The organism is Desulfoluna butyratoxydans (genome assembly GCF_900699765.1).
In the GTDB taxonomy this organism is placed as follows: Bacteria; Desulfobacterota; Desulfobacteria; order Desulfobacterales; family Desulfolunaceae; genus Desulfoluna; species Desulfoluna butyratoxydans.
Genome location: NZ_CAADHO010000029.1, coordinates 1 through 1,395, shown reverse-complemented (window position 1 = coordinate 1,395; position 1,395 = coordinate 1). Strand labels below are relative to the sequence as shown.

At 53.5% G+C, this 1,395-nt stretch carries 2 rRNA genes; both read right to left on the bottom strand.

Annotation, left to right across the window (positions count from 1 at the left end):
* Positions 1–975: 975 nt before the first annotated feature.
* A 5S ribosomal RNA gene (gene rrf / locus MSL71_RS26310) occupies positions 976–1,092 on the bottom strand.
* Positions 1,093–1,170: 78 nt separating this feature from the next.
* Positions 1,171–1,395, bottom strand: a 23S ribosomal RNA gene (locus MSL71_RS26305); the annotation flags it as partial.

Here is a 1,395-nt window from a genome sequence, read left to right as displayed (position 1 = left end):
TTAAATTTGTCGGTAAATTTTCTTCGTTTTTTTCCCATCTGCATCCTCTCGCTATTAGCATTATTGGGATGCAGATTCCACTTAAGCCTGTGGTCCTAAAATCGGGGGTAAGCGCAGACGGAAGGCATCGGCTGTCGGGGTTTCCGACCACACTCGGCAAACACGGATCGTTGAACCGGTGGCACCAAAAACAACACGAAATGGCGACATAAGATCGGTCCATTTCGATCTATGGGGCGTCTTTCGATGAGCACAGGGAGCCTTACGAGACCACCGCTAGACGTTGTGGGCTGTAGGGTGCGGCGCCCGCACCGTGTGGCGTGACGGAAGGCATCGGCTTTCGGAATATCCGACCACGCTCGGCAAACACGGGCCATTGAACCGATGGCACCAAAAGCAACACGAGATAGCGATATAAAATCGGTCGATTGCGGGCCATGGGGCGCCTGTCGGTGCGCACAGGGTACCCTACGAGACACCGATGGGCATCGTGAGTTGTAGGGTGCGGCTCGCGCACCGTTTAGCGTAACGAGGGGCATCGGGGTGTGTGACCACGCTCGGTAAACACGGATCTTGAATCGGTGACACCAAAAAAACACGAGATGACGACATAAAATCGGTCGATTTCGGGCTATGGAGCGCCTGTCGATGCGCATGGCGCATCCTACAAGACACCGATCGGCATCGTGGGCTGTAGTGCGGCTCCCGCACAATTTGGCGGGACGCGGAGCATCGGCTTTCGGGGTGTCCGACCACGATAGGCAAACACGGACCTTGAATCGGTGACACCAAAAAAGCACGAAATGGCGACATAAAATCGGTCGATTTCGGGCTATTGTGCGTCTGTCGGTGCGCACGGCGCACCCTACCAGTCCCAACCTTCTTCGCAAACTATCTGGTGGGGCTTCCCGTACCATCAAACTGACCCCACAACACAAAAAGGCCCATGACAATATGTCATGGGCCTTAAAAAGAATCCGGCAGCGTCCTACTCTCCCACACAGCTACCCGTGCAGTACCATCGGCGCAAAAGAGCTTAACTTCCGTGTTCGGGATGGGAACGGGTGTGGCCTCTTTGCAATCACCACCGGAAAATCGTATATGCGATTTGTCCGATCATCAATCAGGATATGGACTCAATAAAGCACTCAGCATCTACGTAGTAAGATTGTGGCTAAGCCTCACGACCAATTAGTACCGGTAAGCTGAACACATTGCTGTGCTTACACACCCGGCCTATCAACCTTGTCGTCTACAAGGGGTCTTCAGCTGACCAAAGTCAGAGGGATATCTAATCTTGAAGTGGGTTTCCCGCTTAGATGCTTTCAGCGGTTATCCTTTCCGAACTTAGCTACCCTGCTATGCCGCTGGCGCGACAACAGGAACACCAGTGGT